Source organism: Streptomyces albidochromogenes, assembly GCF_005981925.1.
GTDB lineage: Bacteria > Actinomycetota > Actinomycetes > Streptomycetales > Streptomycetaceae > Streptomyces > Streptomyces albidochromogenes.
Window position 1 is genome coordinate 1 of the sequence record NZ_VBVX01000720.1, and the last position, 627, is coordinate 627.

Here is a 627-nt window from a genome sequence, read left to right on the forward strand (position 1 = left end):
GCTGGAAGTAGTGGCCGAGCGCCCAGTCCCCGATGCGGTTGCCGGCGTGGCAGCCGGCGAGGTCCGCGCTGCGGAAGTGGATGCCGCCCCACACCCGCGCGTCGACCATGTCCTTGTTGAACCGGTCGGCGTGCGGGTAGTGCCGGGTGGTGGAGGTGGCCTCGGAGCGGACGTACAGGTCGAGGCGGGAGGTGCCGAGAACACCGGCGGCGGTCCGCAGCACGGCCGCGGCGACCGTGGCGTGGCCGCTGACGTAGTCGGGGTGCGGGGGCGTCACGAGCAGCGGCTGCCATCCCGGGACGGCCTCGGTGGCGGCGTTGCCGTCCGTGCCGGCCAGCTGGACGGCGCTGATGGGCCGCCAGAAGCGGTAGTGGAGCTTGGAGTCCCAGGAGGCGATCACCGCGTCGGCCGCCGCGGTGTTCACCGCGGCGAACAGCCGCGCCGTGTCGGCGATGCCGAGGCGGTGCCGGGCGGCGTGGTCCCGGAAGGCCGTCTGGAACTGCACCAGAAGGTTGCCGCCGAAGAAGAGGGCGGTCTCGGTCTGGTGCGCGGTCCTGCCCGATCCGCTCTTCACGCCCATGGTCTTCACCTCGTTGACGTCCCGGGCGTAGCGGGCCGAGGTCAGGG

1 protein-coding gene is annotated in these 627 nt (G+C 72.9%); it reads right to left on the bottom strand.

Annotated elements, in window-relative coordinates:
• The coding region (locus E2E34_RS34925) for a vanadium-dependent haloperoxidase (RefSeq protein WP_138905793.1) at positions 1-627 on the bottom strand (627 nt) is incomplete at both ends.